The sequence below is a fragment of the Acinetobacter sp. AG1 genome (genome assembly GCF_001005525.1).
Classification (GTDB): Bacteria; Pseudomonadota; Gammaproteobacteria; order Pseudomonadales; family Moraxellaceae; genus Acinetobacter; species Acinetobacter modestus.
On the sequence record NZ_LBMZ01000107.1, the window covers coordinates 53,831 to 73,218 of the forward strand.

The window sequence follows — 19,388 nt, forward strand, 5'->3', positions numbered from 1 at the left end:
TGTTTAAATTATATCCATTCTAACCGTAACAATCGTAACAATTGGTATGTCACTATAAGAGCGAAGAGCCAAAATGAAATCACTTAAGCAAACATCACCAGCATGCTGTGTAATGTTTGCTCAATCGTTCAATTAGTTATTTTCTTGTTCATATTCCTGAATCGCTTCTTTAGCAATTCGAAAACTATCTACGGCTGCCGGTACGCCACAATAAATTGCGACTTGTAGCAGCACCTCACGAATTTTTTCCTTAGGTACACCATTACGCAAAGCACCTTTGACATGAAGCTTCAACTCATGTGGACGATTAAGCGCAGAAATCATGGCAAGATTGATTAAGCTTCGCTCAGGCTTGCTCAGTTCCTCTCGCCCCCAAACTGCCCCCCAGCAATACTCTGTAACTAACTCTTGTAAAGGCAAATTAAAATCATCAGCATTGTTGATCGAATTATTGACATAAGCTTCACCCAACACTTGTTTACGAATGGCTAAGCCTTTTTCAAATTTTTCATTACTCATGCATTCAATCCCCCAAATAAGGTGTATTTGATTTCAAGATAATCTTCGATCCCGTATTTTGAACCTTCACGACCTAAGCCCGACTGTTTGATTCCACCAAATGGTGCGACTTCATTGGAAATTAAGCCCTTATTGATTCCAACCATACCGTATTCAAGCTGCTCACTCATCCGCCAAGCGCGTCCTAAATCTTTGGTATAACAATAGGCCGCTAAGCCAAATTCCGTCGCATTTGCCATTTCAATGGCTTGTTGTTCAGTTTCAAACTTGAATACAGCAGCCAATGGACCAAATGTTTCTTGAGTCGCCACATCCATCTCAGCGGTGACATCAGCAATAATGGTAGGTTCATAGAATAACTCACCTGCACTATGACGTTTACCACCAGCGACCAAACGACCTGCTTTAGCTAAGGCATCAGCGACGTGAGCTTCAACCTTTTTCACTGCATTGGCATTAATTAATGGACCAATTTCACTCCCAACATCCAAACCATTGCCGATTGCAAAAGCATTGACCTTTTCACTTAATGCAGCAATGAATTTTTCGTAAATTCCTTCTTGAACAAGAAAGCGATTCACACAAACACAGGTTTGTCCTGCATTGCGATATTTAGCAATTAATGCCCCTTCGATTGCAGCATCCAAATCTGCATCATCAAAGACAATAAAAGGTGCATTACCGCCCAATTCTAATGAAACTTTTTTCAGCGTTTGCGCTGAACGTTGATATAGTAATTTTCCAACGGGTGTTGAACCTGTGAAAGTAAATTTCCGTACATCATCACTTTCAAAGATTGCATCCCCAATCGTGACTGCATCACCTGTAATGACACTGAAAATCTCAGCAGGTACACCCGCTTGAATCGCTAAATCGACCAAAGCCAATGCCGTAAATGGGGTTTCTGGCGCAGGTTTAACGATACAAGGGCAACCCGCAGCCAAAGCAGGTGCAACTTTACGAGTAATCATTGCCGCAGGGAAATTCCACGGCGTGATTGCTGCAACAACACCAATCGATTGCTTGCTCACGATAATCCGTGCATCTGGATAAGGACTGGGAACAATATCACCATAAACACGTTTTGCTTCTTCAGCAAACCATTCAACAAAGCTAGCAGCATATAAAATTTCACCTCTCGCTTCTGCTAAAGGTTTTCCTTGTTCGCTAGTCAAAATAAATGCAAGTTGATCTGCATTTTCAACCATCAAATCGAACCATTTTTTTAAAACTGTTGAGCGATCTTTTGCCGTTCTATTTTTCCATGCTGCCCAACCTGCAACTGCTGCTTGAATTGCGCGTTCGGCTTCTGCCTTGCCCATATTCGGTACAGTACCAATCACTTCTTGTGTTGCAGGATTATAAATATCAGAAGTTTGTTGATTATCGGCATCACACCATTGTCCAGCAACAAAGGCTTGTTGATGAAATAATGGCAATTGATTAAGTTGCATACTGATTATCCTATTTAGACTTCGGCATTAATACACAGAACATTTTACAAAACAGTATCAATGTTCTGATATTAACTAAACCCGTATTATGGCATACCAAATAAATCTTGAAAAAATTTTTCGGTTGCCCGAATGTTATAGCTGATTTTAGAAGTAATAGAATAGCGTTAAGTTGAGTAACTTATTCCATTGACCATCATCCCCAACTGCCAGTGATTTTTCAGTACCACCAATGAAGGGATCATTTTGACTCATAATGTATTCTGCGACCAAAGAAATCTGTTTATGGTCGATTGAAACACCAAGGATATTACGGGTTGAATCTTGAGAACCAGCCAAATCCTTATTGTACCGACTGTGCATAAAATACGGCGTGATATTGCCAATTTGCTTAACATCTTTAAAAGTATAGCCAAGATCAGCTGTATAGTAAGTCGCTTTGTTTGCAACATAATATTCGCTGTCATATGAACCCATCAAAGATGAAGTTGAATCAATGACGTCTTTATTACTGACATCATTTTTACCCCCCGTTAAGGTCAGACCTAGATTGCCATAATTGATTTTGCTAAATAATGCCCACGCATTACGTCGACCCGTTTGTGATGTGGTTTTATTGTCAATCTCTGAAGTCCAATATGAAGCACCGACTTGTGTAGTTAAACCTTTTACACCCAGATCAATATCTTGGGTAATACGTCCAACCCACATGTTTTTCTCTTCGATATCACTTTTGGTAATGTCATCAGAACTTACATAATTCGCAGTATAGCGACCAGAGTCCTTGGTAGTACCTTCATAGTGACCCGCATCTGCCGCAAAATAACCGACATCAAATTTGGTCGCACTTGGCAATTCAAAATGGTAGTTTAAACCTAAATTATGAACATCTTCTAAACCTGCTGTAGTATTGATACCACCGTACAAACTATTGCCCCAGAAACGTGCTGGTCCAAATGGAATAGCTTGCATTCCTGCCACAACCTGATCAGTTTCATTTAAATGATAACCTGCATACGCATCGATCAAGGTTGAAAAATCACACAGCGTATCGTATTGATAACAACGATATTCAGCATGTCCAAATAGTTTACCGCGTTCATAATCGAGTTTTAGTTGTGCAGCATCAAAACGGATCTTATGTTCTGAAGCAGGTTCACCGTAATCTTTGTCTTGATAATTGGCGCGTACATAACCAGAAACCGTTAACTTACCTGAATCGGCATTGCTGTCGCCAAAACTAATTCCTGCATAACTTGGTGTAATCATACTGGTTAATGCAGTTGCCAATGTGAGTTGTAAATAACTTTTTTTCATGTCATCGATTCCATTCTAAGCATGTTTAATGTTGCGCTTTTACATTGAGTGCTGGGCTACTGCCTTTAATCTTTTCGAGATTAAAGACGTAGTACACAACAAAACTCACCACCAATCCGATTACCCAAGAAATATCCACATCCTGAATGACGTTTGCGAATGGACCTGTAAAAAATGCATTGGTAAGAAAAGGGATTTGAACCACGATTCCAATGAAATATGCAGTTAAAGCTTTGCCATTAAATTTGCCGTAGATGCCACCATCTTGTGCGAAGATCGACTGAATATCATAAGATTTCTTATTGATCACATAGAAATCCAATAGGTTAATCGATACCCAAGGCACTAAAATAAATAGTAAGGCAAAAATGACGTTTAGGAAGAAGCTAATAAAGTTGCTTGATGCCCAAAGTGCTGTAAACGTAGCGAGGATTAAGACCATAATCGACAAAATAATACGGACATTCTTACTTGGCATCCATTGACCTGCAAAGGTTTGGATCGACGTAATACATGATAAAACTGCACCATATAAATTCATGGCATTGTGACCGATGATATTACAAAGGAATAAAATCATCAGAATCGAACCGAAAATACCTGTACCCGATTTCACCGCTTCCATCGCATCGGTACCAGAACCAATACTCACCGCTACTGTACCAAATGCCATCGCAAAGATTGTTCCAAGCGAAGCGCCCAAGTAAGTGAAGATAAATGGTTTAAAAATCCCAATCGACTTAGGTAAATAACGTGAATAGTCTGAGGTATAAGGTGAAAAACTAATTTGCCAAACTGCACATAGACCAAACATGGCAAACCAACCTTTTAGGTTAAATGAGCCTTTGGCAAGTACTTCAGCATTAATTTGTGGCAACATAATCAATAAGCCGATCAGCAATGAACCGCCCATCAACCATGTCCCAATTTTATTAAAATTATGGATTAGATGATAACCCACTACCCCAATGGTCGTTGCTGCAATTGCACCAATCACCGTCGCAGTTGGAACAGGGATTGCAGGAACGACGGTATGTAAGGTTTTACCTGACAAGATAATGTTGGAAATAAAGAAACCGAGATAAATCAGTGTTGTAAATAATACGACTAATAATGCACCATAACGCCCAAACTGTGCTCGGCTTTGAATCATCTGGGGAATGCCGACTTGAGGTCCTTGAGCAGAAGTTAAAGCTAAAATTGCTGCACCAAAGAAATGGCCACAACAAATCGCTACTAGCGCACTTATCAAACTGAGGTTAAACGTTAGCATCGACATTGCACCAGTAATTACAGCTAAGGGTGCAATATTGGTACAAAACCAGAGCGTGAATAGATCACGTACTTTTCCGTGACGTTGAGATGGATCAACGTAATCAATTGAATTGCTTTCAATGGCAAAAGCACTATTTTCATTTTGGCTCATATCCTTAATCTCTCTTTGAGGACTTCATTTTCCTCAATATCAAATATTTGTGAGAGTAAACTTAGGTTTCACAACCTGCCTGATCAGCGCCATATCCAGATGACCTGACCCTTATTTCTCTTGTTTTTACAGACGAATCACATCAACTTTAGTTAAAGAAATGGCAAAAAAAGATAAAGGAAACCTTGTTGAGGCTCTTGAAGCTCAACGAATATTATCTTACGTATGCCTTGATCAGATTTATGTGATTTTGAAATTCAACTGCGTCATCTTTTCATCCTTGAAATTTAAATCCTAATGACTGTTGTGATGTATTAACGCATCACAAAAGGGTCATCAATCGGTTGATCTGAGGTACGTAACCACACAGTTTTGGTGGTGGTATAGTCCAACACCGCATCTGAGCCAGCTTCACGACCATGTCCTGATAGACCATGCCCACCAAAAGGTGCAAGTGGAGAAACAGCGCGATAGGTATTCAACCAAACAATCCCTGAACGAATTGCTTTGGTCATACGATGCGCACGGCTTAAATTGTTGGTAAACACACCAGCTGCGAGTCCATAAGGCGTACTGTTGGCTTTTTGAATCGCGTCTGCTTCAGTGTTAAAACTCACTACAGACAAGACAGGACCAAATAACTCGGTCATGACGCAATCAGCTTGTGGTACATCACTACAGTCTAAAATTGTGGGTGGATAGTAATAACCTGCTCTTTCAAGCGTTTTCCCACCTGCCAATAATTTCGCCCCTTGCTGAATCGAGCGAGCAACGACTTGCTCAATTTTTTCACGTTGGCGCAAGGTGCACAGAGGGCCATATTCAGTTGCCATATCATCAGGCAAACCAATCTTGATACTTTGCACACGCTCAACCAAACGTTGAACAAATTCATCTTTGATACTGTCTTCAACCAGCAACCGTGAACCAGCAACACAGCTTTGCCCTGTTGCTGCAAAAATCGCTGCGACTTGTGCATTTACTGCGCTCTGTAAATCAGCATCTGCAAATACAATAAAAGGAGATTTTCCACCTAACTCTAACGATACTTTGGCAAGGTTCTCAGCAGAGTTGCGCACAATATGGCGTGCTGTTTCTGGACCACCAGTAAATGCCACATGAGCAACATCTGGATGACTACTTAAAACTGCACCACATTCAGGGCCAAAACCTGTAATAACATTCACCACACCTGCTGGAAATCCTGCTTCGTGTACCAAACGCGCAAAAGCAAGTAAAGGTGCTGGTCCCTCTTCAGAGGCTTTCAAAACAATACTGCAACCTGCCGCCAATGCTGGACCAACTTTAACTGCAGACAAAAATAATTGGCTATTCCACGGAACAATCGCAGCAATGACACCTACTGGTTCACGGATGGTCCATGCTTGCATATCTGGTTTATCAATCGGTAAATAGCTACCTTCGAGCTTGTCTGCAATCCCTGCATAGTAACGATAATATTCAGCTACATAAGCAATTTGGCTCGACGTCTCACGAATGATCTTACCTGTATCACTGGTTTCATATTGAGCCAATTGCGGTGCAGCTTTTTCGATTAAATCAGCAAGTTTATATAACAACTTTCCACGCTGTGAGGCGGTTAAACCTGCCCAAGCCGCATCTTGCAGAGCCTGAGATGCCGCGGCAACTGCACGATTGACTTCATCTGTACGTGCTTCAGGCATTTTCGCCCAAACTTGCCCTGTCGCAGGATTGATGCTGTCAAATTGTGCAGCACCATCCTCAAATTGACCATTGATATACAACTGGAATTGAGAAGTCATGTCTTCTCTCCTATGCAAATGCAGGCATCACTTCATTAATCATACGTTGTAACGATGCTTTTTTACGCTCAAAGCTCATTCCTGTATCAATCCAGAATGAATATTCGTTATAACCCATTGCTTCATACGCTTTTAAGCGATCAATCACTTCTTGCGCCTGACCAATCACATTATTTTTACGCATGGCTTCTGGCGTATAAAATGGATGAGCTGCAATTTCTTCATCACTCAATGGTGCGATTAGACCTTGCGTAATTTCACGCTCATTTTTAAACCATGCGCCAAAATAGTTATAGAATGTATTGATTTCATCTGCTGCTAATTGAGCATCTTCTTCACTATCAGCGACATAGGTATGACGCAATAACATAATTTCAGGACGAGGAATATCAGCAAACTTTTCACACGCGGTATTGAAATGTCCCATTAGTTTTTCAACTTCATCATCACCAAAATGTAATGGTGTGACTTGTACATTACAGCCGTTTTGCACCGCAAATTCATGGCTATTTGGATCACGTGCTGCTACCCAAATCGGTGGATACGGCTGTTGTAACGGTTGAGGCGCAGAAGTAGTTTTTGGGAACTGCCAAAACTCACCATTATGCTCATAATCACCTTTCCACAGGTTTTTAATCGCTGGGATCATTTCACGTAAACGCTGACCCGCACTCCATGCATCCATACCAGGCACCATACGCTCATATTCAAACGAGTAAGCACCACGTGCAATGCCAATATCTAAACGACCATTGGTAATGATATCCGTCATAGCAGCTTCACCTGCCAATTTAATTGGATGCCAAAATGGCGCAACAACTGTACCCGTGCCCAAACGTACATTTTTAGTTTTATTGGCAATATCAACCAAGTTAATGAATGGATTAGGTGCAATGGTAAAATTCATTGCATGATGTTCACCAGTCCAAATCGCATGCATACCGCCTTGATCGGCAATCTGGCAAAGTTCAATCATCTCATCATAGAGCTGCTTCTGCGTTTGTTGATCAGAAACACGTTCCATGTGTACAAATAATGAAAAACGCATAGTTAAACTTCCTCTTTAACAATTTGACGAACCGTACCGCTAATTTGATTACCGTAATAAACACCATAGGTTTTGAGGTGGTTTTCTTTACGATAACGCATCAACATACTTTCTAAAGCGCTATCCACAAAAGTCAGTTGTTCTAAATCATTTAAATCAACAAATTGACCTTTGGTTGCATGTGCGATCGGGGTATTACATAAAAATGCAATATATTGCTGCTGGGTGGTCACATCATCATAGACAGAATAGATAAAGCTTGGTGATGCTTCTGGTTGATAAGCTGCAAAGATTTTTTCCAGTGCTTTTTCTGCACCGTCTTTTTCAACCATCAAATGTGGCAATGTCCACTTTTGATCCTGTGTCTGTTCAAGCAAGATCTGATTTTCATGTCCAATCAATGCCATCATCATGACTTTCATACTCGAAATCACATCAGTAGATGATTTGGCAGGTGTGAAATAAGCTCCACGGTAATACCCTAAACCAGCAAAGCCTGCTGAGCCAAAATCTTCAACTTTACCAATTAAAATCGCATGATCACCTGCATCTACAACTTGATACGTCGTGCAATCAAACCAAGCACTGACTTGATCAATGACAGGGTTATGAGATGCGCTCTTTGTCCATGCTAAATTTGCAAATCGATCGTCACTTGGGCGAGCAAAAGTATTCGAAACATCTTTTTGCTCTTCTGCCAAAATATTAATTGCAAAATGTGAAGCATTGGCAAAGTTATTATAATTGCTTGATGTCTTGGCAATGCTGACCAGCAGCAAAGCTGGGTCCAAAGACACCGAAGCAAAAGAGTTTGCAGTAAAGCCTAATGGTGTTCCATCATCTTTACAGGTGGTTACGACGGTTACGCCAGTCATAAATGAGCCAAAGGCATCACGTAGTTCGCGTATTTTATTAACACTATCCATTTCACTCATTGTCATATTCCTTCATCAATGTGTGGCAATTTAGACTTGGGTTTCTAACCATGCCTGCATTGCAATATTTACTTGGTCTGGTGCAGTCAAATTCACCATATGACGCTCATTTTCAATCACAATAGCGGTGCCATTTTTCGCTTGGCTTGCCATTTGTACTGCCATTTCTGCTGTTGAATTTGGATCATCAGTTCCAGTTAAAACCAGTGCTGGACACTGAATTTTGCTCCAGTCATCTGCATAAATTTGATCGCCATGTGCAAATGCCGCATACGCTGTGGTATATCCAGACAAGTCCACATTTTCCAACCAAGACTTGACTTTTCCAGCAGCAATTTGTTCTGCTTCACTGTTACCAAACCAGCGTTGTAGTGGTGTTTCAACGTCAATATGACCTGTTTTTAACTCTTCTGCACGATTCACAACAGCATCACGAGCTTGGCTTGTCCGCTTGTATACACCGTTCAACACCGCCATTCGTTTGACTAAATCAGGACGAGTTGCGCTTACTCCTGTCGTAATCAATGAACCCATCGAATGACCTGCCAAATTCACTGCACCTAAATTCAATGCTGTAATAAATTCGATCGCCCAATCAACAAATGCTTTTAAAGGTGCATCATCCGCAAGTTTTGTACTTTTTCCATGACCTGGCATATCCACCGAAATCACACGATAATGTTTCGAGAAATATTCGATTTGTGGATACCAAGCGGCTGCTTGCATACCTACACCATGGATGAGAACCAAAGGCTCTCCTTCTCCTTGCTCAAAATAATGAGCAATCCGATTATTTGACAGCTGCAGGGTTTTTGAGATCATGACCTAACTCTTCCAAATCTTGATAACGATCGCCAATACGATGATGTGGACGTCCACCTGTCGCTGCACCAATTACAATCACAATTTCATCGGCAGCAGGTGCATCTGGAATTGCAAATTGAAGAGTCAAATAATGAGAACGGCGGCCTTCATCATTTTTATCCATCATTGGAACAAGAATCGAAGCATTCGCTGGACCACGCGTGTTATTAAAAGCGAGATAAGACTTAGCCCCGACCGCATTACGATATTTATTTCCAAAATGTAAGGTATGAATGAGGGCTGATGCATGCTCTAGCTCACCATTCAAACCTACGACCGCACTTTTACCAAATGCTTCTACCGCTTCACCTGAACCGACTTCATCAAGAATCAGTTGAGTTAAATGCTCACTTAGAATCGGAGCAATACGGCGAATCTCAGGTGTTAGGTTTTCGACATAACCCTGACCAGCCCATGGGTTTTTGATCACAGCAGCAGCAGCCACCATTTTTAGCGGTTTTGTTGCTTCTTTATCGCCATCGACATAAGTCGTTTCAACATGAAGAACTGTTTTACGGATTAGATTCATGGCATTTCCTTGCGAGTGAATTTATTTTTGCATTCGTATTATGGTATACCATAATACATAATGAAAAAAAAGCAAGAGTTTGGTATGCTAATTTTCAGCTAGAAACATGTAACAAAATTTTGACTTATTAAAATCAGGAAAGATTAATCATCTATGAATCTTAAAATTGAAAATCCACCTGTGACTTTACGTGAGCTTTGTTTGAATAAAGTACGTAACGCGATCATTACAGGCTATTTCCCTTCTGGAAAAAGATTAGTCGAAAGAAGCTTGTGCGAAGAATTAGGAGTAAGTCGCTCTGTTGTACGTGAAGTCATTCGTTATTTAGAAGCAGAAGGTTTAGTTGAAATTCTGCCAAACAAAGGCCCAATTGTTTCATTATTGGATTGGGAAATTGCATCACAAATTTATGAAATTCGACTATTACTCGAACAAAGTGCCGTTGCGGATTGCACCCAAAACCTAACTGCTCAAACAACAGAAACGCTGAAAGTATTATTGATTGAACTTGAGCAAGCCTTTGCAGCAGATGACATTAATTTAATTATTTCTACCTCTTCAAAACTCTACGAAACTATTTTTACCACTGCAAAACATCATATTGCTTGGGAAGTAGTACAACGTTTGAATGGTCGAATTAGTCGTCTTCGTGCAATGACCATGAAATCGACGAAGCGAGAAATTTCTGGCTATCAACGTATTAAAAATATGTGCGAAGCAATTTATCTGCACCAAGATCCTGAAAAAGCAAAACAAGCCGTGGCTGAACATATTGCTGAAGCTGCTGCGGTTGCAAAAAATATTTTGAATGCTTAGTGCCTCAATCTGTAACTAAAATGGTTTTTTTAATTTAGAAATAAAAGGATAAGGAAATGTCTGCTTACTGGATTGCACATGTCACCATTCACGATATGGAACAGTACAAAGAATATATGGCATTAGCTCCCTTAGCATTTGAAAAATATGGTGCTAAATTCCTTGCTAGAGGGGGAAAATCAATCTGTATGGAAGGTATGCAGTTTCAACGCCATGTGATTATTGAATTCTCTGATTTGGCAACTGCACAAGCTTGTTATGATTCTGAAGAATATACTAAAGCAAGGCTTGCTCGTGAAAATTGTGCCGAAGTCATGATTAGTATTGTTGAAGGTCTAGATTGATCAAAGAAGAGAGATCACCTCTCTTCTTTTTCTTATTCAACGATACATTTGAAACAATGAATTTATTGAAATAAAAACTATTACATCACCGTAAAAATCAGGTTTATTTCTGTTTTCTACCATTGTAAGTGCACGATCAAGCCACCTGTTTCATGGTTATTTAGAACTAAGCGCATACCATGTAATTGAGCAATTTTAGATACTATTGCCAATCCTAATCCTGAAGCTCCCACATCACTTCCACCAACTTGCGTAAACCGATTGGTAACCTCACCTAAAAACTTTGGATCAATCCCCGTTCCAGCATCAACCACTTCAAAAATTATCATTTGAGCTTGCTTAAATAACTTTACTGAAATGACAGCATTATTTGGCGAGTGCCTTAGAGCATTATCAAATAAATTACGTAGCAACGAGAGTAAAAGCGCCGAGTCTCCATTGATAGTCACCTCTTCAACATCTAAGTGAAATTCAATATTTCTCTTAAATGCCAATGGCATGAGTTGAGCAATTGCCTCTCGAATTAAAGCTGAAAAAATAACAGTTGTGGTATGTACAGACATTTGCCCCGCTTCTAAACGGGCCAACAAAAGCATTTGTTCGACCACTTGCTGATTACGCTCTACACTTTCAGATAAACGCTGTAAAATCGTTTCTCTTGCATCAGGTTGAATAAGTGCTTGTTCAACTTGTAATTTAATCACAGTAAGTGGCGTTCTTAGTTCGTGCGCTGCATCAGCTAAAAAACGCTTTTCTCTTTCTAGTGAAGAATCTACTCGATGGAATAAATCGTTTAACTCCGTTATCACAGGTTTCAATTCGTCGGGCGAATGAGGTAAATGTAACGCACTTAAATCATTAAAATCGCGTTGAGAAATTTTCTCACCTAATTCCACTAACGGTGCAAATGCTTTTTTAAGTTGAAGTTTTAATAAACATAAGGCTAAAAAAAGTGCAAAAATCAAACTGAGTAATAAACTGGCTTCGATATTGGTTGATAGCTCCTTTCGAATATCTAATCGCTCTGCAACAGCAAGCCAGCTCTTTTTGCTAGGCAGCCAAACGGTATAAACCATCCAATCATATTCCCCACCTTGAAATTGTGTTAATCCTTCTTTTAATGGTGCTAAAGCATGATTTGGGGCACTGGCCGAACGAAGGACTAAATCGCCCTCTTTACTCCAGACCTGAATTGCAATCTTCTTTTCATAGGCATGACCGTTGAAGCGTTGATCGCCTGAGCTGATATGTTCAAGTAATGTTTCATCAAGGCTTTTTTGCAAATCTATCCAATTTTGATGTGTCTGTTCTGAATCAATTAAACCCTTAATAATTCTGGTATTATCAATTAGAGTTGCGTCAAACAACTCATTTACTTCATGTTTTGTCGCAAGATAGCCTAAAATACTACTCAAAACTAATGCGAGAATAAGCGCATATAAACTTGTTCTAACAACTTGTTGTTTTATCGATAATATTTTCTGCATTACAGTTCTACTTGAACTAAATATCCAACACCGCGAATGGTTCGAATAAACTCAGGAAATAGCTTTTTACGTAAATGATGGATATGTACCTCTAAAGCATTACTTTCTAATTCATCTTTATCTAATAATGCCGTTTCCAAACGATCACGGGTAATCACCTGTCCAATATGCTCCATCAGCAACTTCAGCAAGCGATACTCTTGACGCGATAAGCTAATTTTTTGATTTAAATAAAAAACTTGATGTGAACTTGGATCTAAACAAACCTCACCAATTTTAATTTTGGTCTGCGCACGGCCACAACGTCGTCTAATTAAAACACGAACTCTTGCCAGTAATTCAGATAAGTCAAAAGGTTTTAAAACATAATCATCTGCACCAAGATCGAGACCAAAAACTCTGTCTTGAATCATGTCTCGTGCCGATAAAATCAGAACAGGCAAGTCTTGTTGCATTTCCCGTAATTGGGCAAGTAACTCAAAACCAGAAATTTTAGGTAAACCAATATCCAAAATCATCAAGTCATAGCTTGACGTTTGCAAGCAACTCATAACCCGTTCAGCATTCTTATGCCAATTTACCTCTGCACCTTGAGCTTGCAAGATTTCAGATAAAGACTCACCCAGCATAAGATCATCTTCAACTAAAAAAATACGTTGTCCACTTAGTCGATAATCCATGCTTGCCCCTCTGATTGTTCTGCTAAGAACTGTTTTGCACCCGCACCTTCTAACATTGCCAAGGTCGCTAACATACCAGCTTGAATACAGGTTTGAGCATAAACGGTAATTGAACGCGGTGCATCTTTTACAGAGGCACCTGTTAATGGATTTAAAATATGGCTATAACGAACACCATCTTTGAACAAATACCTTTTGCTATCACCACTGGTCGCCATAGCCCCTGTATTTAAATCAAAATAGGCTTGTGCTTGATTGTTTTGCTCAGGTGTTTCTAAACCGATTCGCCATGCCAAACCTGCTTTTCTTGGCCCTCTAGCTCTGAGATCCCCACCAAAATTGACTAAATAAGCTTGCTGACTTAATTGCTCAATGATTTCGGCACAACGATCCACTGCGTATTCTTTACCAATTCCACCAAAATCGAGCGACATTCCGTGAGGTAAGTAAATTTTTTTCTGAGATTGCTGCCATTTTACTTTGTCCCAACCAATATGAGGCAAAAGCTGATTGATTTGCTCAATAGTTGGAACTTGCTCTGAACCGTCAAAATGCCAAATTTTTCCAAGTACACCAGAGGTAATATCAAATTTTTTTTCGGACAATTGATATAAAATTTCAGAAAAATCAAATAATTTTGCTGTTTCCTCATCCACATCAAACCAACAATCGGTATTGCGATGTAAAGCGGCTAAAAAACTATCATCACGATAACGGCTATATTTCTGTTCAATGCGTAAACATTCTGCATAAACAGCTTGTGCGATATGTGCTGCGCTCGTCCAATCGGTATGATCTAATAACACTTGGCAAGGGCTTGCCATCGCAGTAAAGCGAATTTGATGAAGCGCATCATTTTCTTGTATTAATTCTAATCTATGAGACATCATACTCAGACTTAGTTTAAATCAGTATAAATTATGAAACCTACTACTCGAAAGTAATAGGTTTTAACAGCTTAGATTAAATTATTACCATTTAAAACTATAACCAAGTTGAACAAAGGTTGCCGATAAATCTGGTTGCAAAATTTGTCCTGCTAAATTCCCACCAATCGGTTTTAAATCTTTGGCTTTCTGATCATATTGTTCGACGCGGAAACTCAGCTCACGGTCATTTGCAAGATTCATCCCAAACTTAACACCGTAGGTCGTTGCATCAAACGCACCCAAGCGGCTATCCGCTGATGCATACTGTACGGTCGGAACAGGTTCACCTTGAGCATCTAATTCGATACCATCCCCCACTTTTAAGTAGCTATGATAGAAATCAGCAGCTGTTTGGGTATAGTAACGAACATGAGGTTCTACAAAATATTTCTCGTTAACCGCATAACGATATTTTGCATCAAATGTGTGTGATTTAACGCCCCAGTCATCCGTGGTAAAACGATATGAGACATCGGCAACATCACCACGATCAAACCCATATTTGTATTCACCAAAGAAGCTATGACGTGTTCTTTTGTCTGGACGATTTTCAAATAAGTAGAAATTATTGCCTGCCGCAAAGTCCTGATCAGCAATTAAATTGCCGTTAGCATCGACTAGCGTCAAAATTTTATATGGGTCGTTTTGGTACCCATTACTCATCGATAATGAATAGTTGAGTTGTACCAGTGAGTGACGATCAATTACTTGCGTTAAGCCAAGTAAAACATCAGAAACATTCTTGCTCTTTGTGCCTTGTTGTTTCTGTCCATCTAATTGTGGAGTTAGAGGTACAGGTGCACCACCAACAGCATCAATACTGTCATACTCAAATGCGCCACCCAATGACACAGTGGTATTCTTGTCATTAAAGTCTTTCGCAATGCTCGCATTTGCTCCGATTGATCTGAAATCGTACTCATTTGAGACATTTCCACCCACATTCAGCTTCATATCTGGTGCAATCGGTTGTTGCCAATTTGCGGATGCTGCAACACGGGTATCATGAAATTCATCATCTAATGGTAATTGGTTTGCTGGCGTTGGTTTCGCAGCATTACCTGATGGGCCTGTAAAAGTTTGTGGCACATTGGCTGATGTCGCACCGTTCGGTGAAGCACCTGTGAGTGAATCAACAACAACCTTTCCAGATAAAATATGTTGGTCGCCAAAGTCTTTTTCAAAACGAACACTCGGTTCGATAGCTTGAACACGACTATCCACCTCTTTATACATCAGCACCGCAGTATCAACTTTCCAACCTGGCTCTACGATTTTAGATAAACTAAAAGGTGAAGCAGTACTTTCTTTGCTAGATGTTGTAGTCGTTTCAGCATGTGCAACGTGACTACTTAATAAAACTGTTGAAGCCTGAGTCAAAGCAAGCGCAATGTGGCGTGCTGATTTTTTTGTTAATTGCATCCGCAACCTCCACCACCAAAACCACGACCGCCACTGGCTGCTTCTTTACTAAAATAAATATGTTCATCATAAGCTGCATCTAATGGTGCAGCATCTAATTGCATCGCTGGACGAGCCAAAATATCACGCTCCCAAGGCTTAACCCCTAAAGTTTGCATCTTCGTTGGCATATGACTACATGCTGATAACAACAGACTCGGCAATAAGATGCCTAGACTGCTTAATATCTTTAAACTAAGTTTCAAATTTCACCTCTGCTCTAAGTATTTTTATTGGAGAGTAAGCGCACAATCTCAGCCTCATACTCGGCTTCTTTGGCCTTGAAGAAACCTTGATGTTTTGCTGCTGGCTGACCATCGCGCCCAAGAATGAATGTGGAAGGCATTCCTGGTACCTTAAATTGGCTGGCTAACTTTCCTTGTTGGTCTGATCTAATTTCAAAATTAGGCTGATATTGCTGAATAAACTTGAGCGCTAATGCAGGATCTTTGTCTACATTGATTCCTACGAAGACCAATCCATCTTTTCCGTACTTGGCTTGCATTTGTTTCATCCAAGGAAAGGATTCTCGACAAGGGCCACACCAACTGGCCCAGAAGTCAATCACAACCACTTTCCCTGCATATTTCGACCAATTAATATCGCTCGCTGGCAACATTTTATTGTTCGCAGAAACTGCTGATGGTTCTGCTGCCTGAGTTGTGCTGACACTCAAAGCACCACCACAACTCAGTAATGCTAAAACTGCAATTCGCCATTTTATTTTTGCTAACTTTTGTTTTTCCCAAGCCATCGACTGACTCCACATTTTCCTCAGCTCATAGACTAATGAAATGCAATCGGTCAAACATTAACACTTGCTTAAGACAATCCAGCAATGGCTTAAGCAAGTGTTAAGGCAAGTTGTGATTAACTTCAGTACGCTTCATCCATCAAAAAATGTACGTCCGTATAAATGAAATTAGGGGATGTCTGGATGAGACTGTTCTTCAATCCGATTCAAGATGTTTATAGATCTACACTGCATATTTTTATTGTTTTAATTTTAGGTTTTTTATCACTGCAAATCGTGAATGCAGCTACACTTGATTTCTCGAAAGTTGTGGATACAACTCAAGATAGCTTTTTGCCTGTAGAACAAGCATTTTCATTAAAAGTACAACCAGATCAAAATCAAGCTGCACTAAATTTGAAATGGACGATTGCACCCAATTACAGTTTGTATCGAGATCGAATTCATGTAGAAGTCTTCACACCAAAAGATGTGACGATAGATACAAGCAAACTTGCTGGTCATATGGTATGGAAACAAGATCCTAATTTTGGACGTGTGGCTGTATTTCATGATGCTGCAACAATGAAAGTTGGTATTACGCATTTAGGTAGTAGCCAACCAGAAACAGTCCAAATCAAATTGCGTTACCAAGGTTGTGCTGATAGTGGCTTATGCTTTCCACCTGTAGATGAAGTACTCACCATTCATCCCAAAGGATTAAAATTGGTTTCTGCAACTAGTATTAAAAAGCCCAACACCACACTAGAAACCATAAGTCCTGTAAAAAATAAAGATGAAAACTACGATCTGAATAACGCCTCGAGTCTTGCTGCATTTTTAAATCATGCGAGTGTGCCACTCATTTTATTAACACTTTTAGTCTTAGGTGCAGGTCTTGCATTTACACCTTGTGTATTTCCCATGATGCCGATTCTTTCAGGTTTGATTGCAGGTGAAAAAAGTGAGCGATTAACAGGATGGAGAGGTTTTAAACTGTCCCTTGCTTATGTACTGGGTATGGCGGTGTGTTATGCCATCATGGGAACACTCATGGGGTATTTCGGTGCGAAAGCAAATCTTCAACTATGGCTACAATCACCAGCGGTACTTATCAGCTTTGCTATTTTGTTTATTGTTTTGGCTTTCGGTATGTTTGGTGTATACACCCTACAACTCCCGCATTTTGTTCAAAACAAATTAGATCGATTCTCTCAACAACAAAAAGGTGGACGCATTGGTTCGGTTGCACTGATGGGTGCACTTTCAGCACTTGTTGTTTCACCCTGTGTTTCTGCGCCTTTAGCGGGTGTATTGGTCTATATCAGTGCCACTGGTGATGCTTTACTTGGCGGAATGGCATTATTTAGTTTAGGACTAGGTATGGGAATTCCGTTGATTATTCTAGGTACCACAAGTGCTAAATTATTGCCACGCTCTGGAAGCTGGATGGAGCAAATCAAGAGTATTTTTGGTGTTGGATTAATCGCTGTCGCGATCTGGTTATTATCTCGCGTTTGGACAGGAAGTGTAACGCTATGGATGTGGGGTGCCTTACTTGGAGGCTATGGAGTTTGGTTAGGTGCTTTTGAACAAGCAAAAAACCATAAAGATCGCTTAGTCAAAGCATTTGGTCTTGGGCTTAGCATATTGGCGCTATTTTTATGGATCGGTGCTGCAACAGGCCAAGATGATCCATTACACCCACTTGCTGCTTTAAGCCATACGGCAGTATCACCCGATACCACTAAACCCGTGAATGTCGTCTTTGAAACAGTGAGCCAACCGCAAGCTTTACAAGCCTTATTAGATCAAGCCAAACAAAATAAACAGACTGTTGTAATCGATGTATCTGCCGATTGGTGTGCTGCTTGCCAAGTCATGGAACGTTCAACGTTTCGCGATAGCCGTGTGATTGAAGCATTTTCGAAATATAAAAGAATTCGTTTTGATATGAGCGAAAGCAGTCAAGTACAAAAAGAATGGCTACAAGCCATGCATTTGTATGGCCCACCTGCACTCATTTTTATCGACAATAATGGCAATGAATTAAAAAGTTTACGCGTTCAAGGGGAAATAGAAGCTGATAAACTGATTGCACATCTTAAATAAATCATCCAAATCTAGGCATCTTGAATATAATTTATTCTAGATGCCATTGCATTTTCAATGCCTCACTATATTGGATCAATATGAGTGACAACATCAATGACATTATGATTTTTAAGGACTTCATTTCTCGCCTCTACTGCAATTCTATGTCCTTCTTTGACACTTTGTTCGCCGCTGACTTCCAAATGAACATCGACAATAATCAAGTCACCCATTTTACGTGTTCTGAGTTGATGCAGACCTAGTATCCCGTCTTTCTTCAACAAAGTTGCTTTGATCGCGGCTATTTCATCTTCGTTCGCCGACTTGTCCATCAAATCATGTAAGCCCGTCCAGCTAAACTCAAACCCCATTTTGGCAATCATTAAACCGACAATTAAGGCTGCGATTGGGTCAAGAATTGGATATCCTGCGAGATTACCTAAAATCCCTAAGGCAACAACAAAAGAAGATGCTGCATCTGAACGTGCATGCCAAGCATTTGCAATCAATAAACTTGATTTTACTTTTTTGGCAATAGCGAGCATATAACGGAACAAAAGTTCTTTACAGATCAAAGCTGTTATCGCAACCCAAAGCGCCATACTATGTACTTTGGGAATTTGTTCGGGATGAAGGATCTTATGCGTAGCTGTCCATAACATGCCGATACCAACAATGAATAAGATCAGACCAAGTATAAAAGATGCTGCATTTTCAAAACGAAGATAGCCATATGGATGTGCATCGTCAGGTGCTTTTTGGCTATGACGGTTCGCCACCAATACAATAAAATCCGCAACTAAATCACTTAAAGTATGGATACCATCTGCAACTAGACCTTGTGATTTTGAAAAAATACCAATCAATATCTGTCCAATCGACAAAAAGATATTAACAACAACACTTATCCATGTTGATTTGGAAGCAGCTTTTGCTCTCGCCTCAAGATCAATATTTGATTCAATCAT

Annotated in this window: 19 protein-coding genes; 3 read left to right on the forward strand and 16 right to left on the reverse strand. The window is 40.0% G+C overall.

From position 1 onward, the window contains the following. Positions 1–132 precede the first annotated feature (132 nt). The 9 genes from AAV96_RS07850 to AAV96_RS07890 all read right to left on the reverse strand — a co-directional run bounded on the left by AAV96_RS07850 (position 133) and on the right by AAV96_RS07890 (position 9,876). Positions 133–519: a carboxymuconolactone decarboxylase family protein gene (locus AAV96_RS07850; protein ID WP_004660972.1), complete on the reverse strand. Its 387-nt coding sequence runs from the start codon at positions 517–519 to the stop codon at positions 133–135. After that, entirely contained in the window at positions 516–1,973 is a 1,458-nt protein-coding gene (locus AAV96_RS07855) for an NAD-dependent succinate-semialdehyde dehydrogenase (protein WP_046738909.1), read from the reverse strand. The genes AAV96_RS07850 and AAV96_RS07855 overlap by 4 nt, the downstream gene beginning before the upstream one ends. A 147-nt stretch (positions 1,974–2,120) precedes the next feature. Beyond that, the gene (locus tag AAV96_RS07860; RefSeq protein WP_046738910.1) at positions 2,121–3,290 is read right to left on the reverse strand and encodes a hypothetical protein; all 1,170 of its coding nucleotides are present in this window, start codon (positions 3,288–3,290) and stop codon (positions 2,121–2,123) included. 25 nt (positions 3,291–3,315) lie between these two features. Then, complete coding sequence (locus AAV96_RS07865; RefSeq protein ID WP_046738911.1) at positions 3,316–4,716, reverse strand: purine-cytosine permease family protein; 1,401 nt, start codon at positions 4,714–4,716, stop codon at positions 3,316–3,318. Positions 4,717–5,030: 314 nt separating this feature from the next. Further along, positions 5,031–6,500, reverse strand: a complete 1,470-nt coding sequence (tgnC, locus tag AAV96_RS07870) for a (Z)-2-((N-methylformamido)methylene)-5-hydroxybutyrolactone dehydrogenase (protein ID WP_046738912.1) — start codon at positions 6,498–6,500, stop codon at positions 5,031–5,033. Positions 6,501–6,510: 10 nt separating this feature from the next. Then, positions 6,511–7,548: a flavin-dependent trigonelline monooxygenase oxygenase component gene (gene tgnB / locus AAV96_RS07875; protein WP_004660965.1), complete on the reverse strand. Its 1,038-nt coding sequence runs from the start codon at positions 7,546–7,548 to the stop codon at positions 6,511–6,513. Positions 7,549–7,550: 2 nt separating this feature from the next. Next, entirely contained in the window at positions 7,551–8,483 is a 933-nt protein-coding gene (tgnA, locus tag AAV96_RS18130) for a flavin-dependent trigonelline monooxygenase reductase component (protein WP_004660963.1), read from the reverse strand. A 30-nt stretch (positions 8,484–8,513) separates the two neighbouring features. Continuing rightward, a complete protein-coding gene (locus AAV96_RS18135; protein ID WP_046738913.1) occupies positions 8,514–9,305 on the reverse strand; it encodes an alpha/beta fold hydrolase in 792 nt (263 codons plus the stop codon). After that, positions 9,274–9,876, reverse strand: a complete 603-nt coding sequence (locus AAV96_RS07890; protein WP_046738914.1) for an amino acid synthesis family protein — start codon at positions 9,874–9,876, stop codon at positions 9,274–9,276. The genes AAV96_RS18135 and AAV96_RS07890 overlap by 32 nt, the downstream gene beginning before the upstream one ends. Positions 9,877–10,029: 153 nt before the next feature. Between AAV96_RS07890 and AAV96_RS07895 the strand changes: the two genes are divergently transcribed. Both AAV96_RS07895 and AAV96_RS07900 read left to right on the forward strand, forming a co-directional pair. Beyond that, positions 10,030–10,692, forward strand: coding sequence for a GntR family transcriptional regulator (locus AAV96_RS07895; RefSeq protein ID WP_004660958.1), 663 nt, complete (start codon positions 10,030–10,032; stop codon positions 10,690–10,692). A gap of 56 nt (positions 10,693–10,748) precedes the next feature. Beyond that, positions 10,749–11,036 carry a DUF1330 domain-containing protein gene (locus tag AAV96_RS07900; RefSeq protein WP_046738915.1) on the forward strand — a complete coding sequence of 96 codons (288 nt, stop codon included), beginning with the start codon at positions 10,749–10,751 and terminating at the stop codon, positions 11,034–11,036. 116 nt (positions 11,037–11,152) lie between these two features. Here the strand turns inward: AAV96_RS07900 and AAV96_RS07905 are convergent, their stop codons facing one another. From AAV96_RS07905 to AAV96_RS07930, 6 genes are all read right to left on the reverse strand, one after another. After that, positions 11,153–12,523 carry an ATP-binding protein gene (locus AAV96_RS07905; RefSeq protein ID WP_046738916.1) on the reverse strand — a complete coding sequence of 457 codons (1,371 nt, stop codon included), beginning with the start codon at positions 12,521–12,523 and terminating at the stop codon, positions 11,153–11,155. After that, entirely contained in the window at positions 12,523–13,203 is a 681-nt protein-coding gene (locus AAV96_RS07910; RefSeq protein ID WP_004660952.1) for a response regulator, read from the reverse strand. The genes AAV96_RS07905 and AAV96_RS07910 overlap by 1 nt, the downstream gene beginning before the upstream one ends. Continuing rightward, positions 13,188–14,090, reverse strand: coding sequence for an FAD:protein FMN transferase (locus AAV96_RS07915; protein ID WP_227505828.1), 903 nt, complete (start codon positions 14,088–14,090; stop codon positions 13,188–13,190). Before AAV96_RS07915 ends, AAV96_RS07910 begins: the two co-directional genes overlap by 16 nt. 84 nt (positions 14,091–14,174) lie before the next feature. Beyond that, positions 14,175–15,554 (reverse strand): DUF3570 domain-containing protein, encoded by a 1,380-nt coding sequence (locus AAV96_RS07920; RefSeq protein WP_046738918.1) that lies wholly within the window; start codon positions 15,552–15,554, stop codon positions 14,175–14,177. Continuing rightward, the gene (locus AAV96_RS07925) at positions 15,545–15,799 is read right to left on the reverse strand and encodes a DUF4266 domain-containing protein (RefSeq protein WP_004660946.1); all 255 of its coding nucleotides are present in this window, start codon (positions 15,797–15,799) and stop codon (positions 15,545–15,547) included. Before AAV96_RS07925 ends, AAV96_RS07920 begins: the two co-directional genes overlap by 10 nt. Positions 15,800–15,813: 14 nt before the next feature. Next, positions 15,814–16,362 carry a TlpA family protein disulfide reductase gene (locus AAV96_RS07930; RefSeq protein WP_227505829.1) on the reverse strand — a complete coding sequence of 183 codons (549 nt, stop codon included), beginning with the start codon at positions 16,360–16,362 and terminating at the stop codon, positions 15,814–15,816. Between the two features lie 168 nt (positions 16,363–16,530). Here AAV96_RS07930 and dsbD point away from each other — a divergent pair, with 168 nt between their 5' ends. After that, entirely contained in the window at positions 16,531–18,438 is a 1,908-nt protein-coding gene (gene dsbD / locus AAV96_RS07935; RefSeq protein WP_046738920.1) for a protein-disulfide reductase DsbD, read from the forward strand. A 65-nt stretch (positions 18,439–18,503) separates the two neighbouring features. On the opposite strand, the gene AAV96_RS07940 is transcribed toward dsbD, so the two are convergent. Next, the coding region (locus tag AAV96_RS07940; RefSeq protein WP_046738921.1) for a cation diffusion facilitator family transporter at positions 18,504–19,388 on the reverse strand (885 nt) is incomplete at its 5' end.